A 4,354-nucleotide genomic window follows, 5' to 3' on the forward strand; every position below is an offset into this window, starting at 1 on the left:
CACATTGCCCTTCGACTTGCTCATCTTCTGTCCTTCGGCGTCGCGGATCAGGCCGTGCACGTAAACGTGCCGGAAGGGGATCCGGCCGGTGATGTGCCGCGTCATCATCACCATGCGTGCGACCCAGAAGAAGATGATGTCGAAACCGGTTACCAGCACGGTGGACGGCAAGTAAAGATCCAGCGCCGGGTTGCTCTCGGCCGGCCATTGTGGCGTCCAGTCGAGCGTCGAGAACGGCCACAGGGCCGAGGAATACCAGGTGTCCAGCACATCGGGGTCGCGCGTCAGCCGGCCCTCATAGCCTGCTGCCGCTGCTTGTGCGCTTGCCCCGGCTTCGTCATGGGCAACGTAGATCTGCCCGTCTTCGCCGTACCAGGCGGGGATCTGATGTCCCCACCACAACTGGCGCGAGATGCACCAGTCCTGGATGTTGTTCAGCCACTGGTTGTAGGTGTTGACCCAGTTCTCGGGGAAGAAGCGGATTTCTCCCGAGGCCACACAGGCGAGTGCCTTGCCGGCTATGCTGTTCCCGTCGGCGCCTGGTTTGCTCATGGCGACGAACCACTGGTCGGTGAGCATCGGTTCGATGACCACTCCGGTACGGTCACCGCGCGGTACTTTCAGCAGATGCGGCTCGACCTTGTCGAGCAGGCCCTCCTCTTCCAGGTCACCGACTACCCGTTGGCGTGCGTCGAAGCGATCCATACCCCGATAGCGGGCCGGCGCGTTGTCATTGATCCGCGCGTCGAGCGTCAGGATCGGGATCATCGGCAGGCCGTGACGCTGGCCAACCGCGTAGTCGTTGAAGTCGTGCGCCGGGGTGACCTTGACGCATCCGGTACCAAAACCGAGGTCAACATAGGCGTCGGCAATGATCGGGATTTCGCGCTCGCAGAGGGGCAGCCTGACCATTTTGCCAAGCAGATGCCGGTAGCGTTCATCATCGGGGTGGACCATCACCGCCGTGTCGCCAAGCATGGTTTCCGGCCGCGTGGTGGCGACCGTCAGCGATGCGCTGCCATCGGCCAGCGGATAGCGAATGTGCCATAACTGGCCCGGCTCCTCTTCCTGTACCACCTCGAGGTCGGAGACCGCGGTCTGCAGCACCGGATCCCAGTTGACCAGGCGCTTGCCGCGGTAGATCAGGCCTTCGCGATAGAGACGGACGAAGGTTTCGGTGACCGTCCGCGACAGCCCGGCATCCATCGTGAAACGCTCGCGGCTCCAGTCGGGGGAGGTGCCCAGGCGACGCATCTGCCGGGTAATGGTGTTGCCCGAGAATTCCTTCCACTGCCACACTTTCTCAAGGAATTTCTCGCGTCCGAGGTCGTGCCGGGTGACGCCTTCGGCGTCGAGTTGACGCTCGACGACGATTTGGGTTGCAATTCCGGCGTGATCGGTGCCGGGCTGCCACAGTGTGTTGTCTCCCCGCATCCGATGATAGCGGGTCAGCGCATCCATGATCGCCTGGTTGAAACCGTGCCCCATATGCAGCGTGCCGGTGACGTTGGGGGGCGGCAGCAGGATACAGAAGGATCGCGATTTGGCGACATCGAGACCAGCGCTGAAGTAGCCTCTGGCTTCCCATTCCGGGTACCAGCGACGCTCAATATCTGCCGGTTCAAAGCTCTTGGCGAGTTCCATGGGGGAGCACTGGGTGTTTGCAGGAGCGCGCATTATACCGGATCGTGCCGTCGCTCCGGTGGCGTCCCCCGGGCTTGGCCGGGGTCCATCGTTGCGTCGCTGACGGGCTCTTCCAGAGGTAACTGCAGTTGACCACGTTGGGCAATGAAGTCGCGCATTGCCGTCGTGATGGTCGCGTTGATTGCGTGTTGCAATTGCTCGCCTGCGCTCTGCAAGGCGGACTCGATGAGGGTCGGCAGCTCGCTGGACAACTGGCAGTCGAGCAGGCTGGTCAACTCTGCGGTGAGGATGGGGCGGAGGATGGCCTTGACGCTTTCGGGCTCGTCTCGAGCCTCTGCCAGGTCGGATGGCGGCAGGACGACCTCGGTGAGGAGCGGCAGGTCTTCTTCTTCGCTGCCGGGGGAAGAAACTTGCGCGGCCAGATCTGCCGCTTCCCGCTGCGTGGTTGACGCCACGAAACTGCGTCGGCGCCGCGTGTGACGTGCGCTTTCCCGGCGTTCGCCGGCGGCTTCCGGGTTGATCAGCGAGTCGGCACGGAGGATCAGGTCGCGGTCGTTGGTCATCAGCCTTCTCCCGCCAGATCGACATACCGGATGTCGTAACCGCGATCCTTGTAGAACCTGGCGCGCTGGCGCGCGGCGAGCCGTTCTTCCTCACCTTGCCCGACGACCTCGATGAGACCGTTGAAACGGGCAAAACCCGGCGGTACCTCGGAAGCGAGGTTGAACAGGCGCTCGTCGTGCTCTATCGAGTCCAGTTGGCCGGCAATCAGCACCGGTGTTTGGTTGGCCAGCGGCGAATTGATATCGACGTGCGGGATGAAGCCCGTCGGCGGGTGCGTCCACAGGTGCCGATCCAGTGCTGCGGCAAGCCTGGCATCGGGTGCGTAAACCACCAAGGCCTTCTTCTGCGTCACCGCTCGGCCGATCAGAGCGGCCGTCGCCGCAATCCGGTCGGCGGCGTTGTGGTAGAAGAAGATGCGTGTCAATTGAGTTTCCCGGTGCGCTTCAGAAGATAGTGCACGAGCAGGGGGACCGGTCGCCCGGTCGCCCCCTTTTCGGTACCGGACTTCCAGGCCGTGCCGGCAATGTCCAGATGCGCCCAGGTATACTTCCGCGTGAAGCGGGCAAGAAAGCAGGCCGCCGTGATGCTCCCACCCCAGCGACCGCCAACGTTGGCCATGTCGGCGAACGGACTCTTGAGCAGCTCCTGATAGTCGTTCCACAAGGGCATCTGCCACGCCCGGTCGTGCGCCTCGTCGCCACAATGCAGGAGTTCTCGAGCCAGAGCCTCATTGTTGGCAAAGAGGCCGCTTGCGACATGGCCCAGCGCGACCACGCACGCGCCGGTGAGCGTTGCGACATCGATCACGGTCTCGGGGTCGAAACGCGCCGCATAGGTCAGCGCGTCACACAGAATGAGGCGGCCTTCGGCGTCGGTGTTGAGGATCTCGATGGTCTGGCCGGACATCGAGGTGACGATGTCTCCCGGACGGGTGGCGGCACCTCCGGGCATGTTTTCCACGGCTGGCACGATGACCGTCAGGTTGAGCGGCAGCTTGAGCATTGCCACTGCCTTGAGGGCTCCGAGCACACTGGCCGCACCGCACATGTCGTACTTCATTTCGTCCATTTCCGCAGCCGGTTTGAGCGAAATTCCGCCGGTGTCGAAGGTGATGCCCTTGCCGACCAGTACTACCGGCTTCTCATCACTCTTGCCCCCTTTGTGTTGCAGGACGATCAGCTTTGGCGCCTGGTGCGAGCCCTTGGCGACGGCCAGCAATGAGTGCATGCCCAGTCCTGTCATTTCGTCCCGTTCCAGTATCTGATAGTCCAGCTTGTGCTCGGCTGCCATCTTCTGCGCGGTATCGGCGAGGTGGGTGGGCGTGCATACATTGGCCGGCAGGTTGGCCAGGTCCTTGGCCAGGGCCACTCCTTCAGCGATTGCCTGACCCTGGCTCAGTGCGGCTTCGGCAGCGGTCAGCTCGTTGCGACGATCAATGACGAATGTCAGCTTGCGCAGGGGACGGCGGACCTTGTCCTTCTTGCTCTTGAACTGGTCGAAGCGATAGACTGTTTGCTGCGCGACCATGGCCGCCTGGCGTACCCGCCAGGCGGCGCTGCGCTTGCGGACGGCGGTTTCGGTCAGGAAGACGGTACCGTCAAACGATCCGGTTTCATTCAGTGTCCGCACGGCGCTGTGCACAGCCTCGCAGTACTCCTTGTCTCCGAACTCCTTTTCCTTGCCGAGACCAATCAGCAATACACGGTCGCAGAGAGTTCCCGGAACGTTGTGCAACAGCAGCGTGGAGCCGACCTTGCCCTCCATGTCGCCGCGCCGGATGATGTCTGAAATATGGTTGCGCGCGGCGTTGTCGAGCAGTTCGGCGGACAGCGTCAGCTTGCGCGGCTCGAAGACGCCGACCACCACGCAAGCGCTGCGTTGCTTCTCCGGGCTACCACTTTTTATGCTAAATTCCACCGACCCCTCCTCAGACAACGCGTGCTTCATCCGAAAAGCCGATTATCACTGCAGTTTTTCACCAAAGTCAAAGAATGATCTTTCAGCGCGCTGTGCGACGCGAGTTTACCCAGTCGGCCGCCGGTATCTTCACTGCGCTCTTCGCCATCATGATGACGACGCAGCTGATTCGACTGCTCAACGAAGCCGTTCAGGGCAAGGTTGAGCCGGAGGCGGTCGCCGCGCTCCT

The 4,354-nt window shown here is 62.4% G+C and carries 4 protein-coding genes and 1 pseudogene; 1 reads left to right on the plus strand and 4 read right to left on the minus strand.

The features are described 5' to 3' along the window. The 4 genes from JNK99_RS09465 to JNK99_RS09480 all read right to left on the minus strand — a co-directional run. The coding region (locus JNK99_RS09465; RefSeq protein WP_291851912.1) for a valine--tRNA ligase at positions 1 to 1,644 on the minus strand (1,644 nt) is incomplete at its 3' end. A gap of 32 nt (positions 1,645 to 1,676) precedes the next feature. Further along, on the minus strand, positions 1,677 to 2,207 hold the full coding sequence (locus JNK99_RS09470) for a hypothetical protein (RefSeq protein WP_291851915.1): 531 nt from the start codon (positions 2,205 to 2,207) through the stop codon (positions 1,677 to 1,679). Next, positions 2,207 to 2,632, minus strand: coding sequence for a DNA polymerase III subunit chi (locus tag JNK99_RS09475; RefSeq protein ID WP_291851918.1), 426 nt, complete (start codon positions 2,630 to 2,632; stop codon positions 2,207 to 2,209). Before JNK99_RS09475 ends, JNK99_RS09470 begins: the two co-directional genes overlap by 1 nt. Continuing rightward, a complete protein-coding gene (locus tag JNK99_RS09480) occupies positions 2,629 to 4,125 on the minus strand; it encodes a leucyl aminopeptidase (RefSeq protein WP_291851921.1) in 1,497 nt (498 codons plus the stop codon). Before JNK99_RS09480 ends, JNK99_RS09475 begins: the two co-directional genes overlap by 4 nt. Positions 4,126 to 4,199: 74 nt before the next feature. Between JNK99_RS09480 and JNK99_RS09485 the strand changes: the two are divergent. Beyond that, positions 4,200 to 4,354 (plus strand): annotated as a pseudogene (locus JNK99_RS09485) (LPS export ABC transporter permease LptF); the annotation flags it as partial.

The organism is Accumulibacter sp., assembly GCF_016789985.1.
GTDB lineage: Bacteria > Pseudomonadota > Gammaproteobacteria > Burkholderiales > Rhodocyclaceae > Accumulibacter.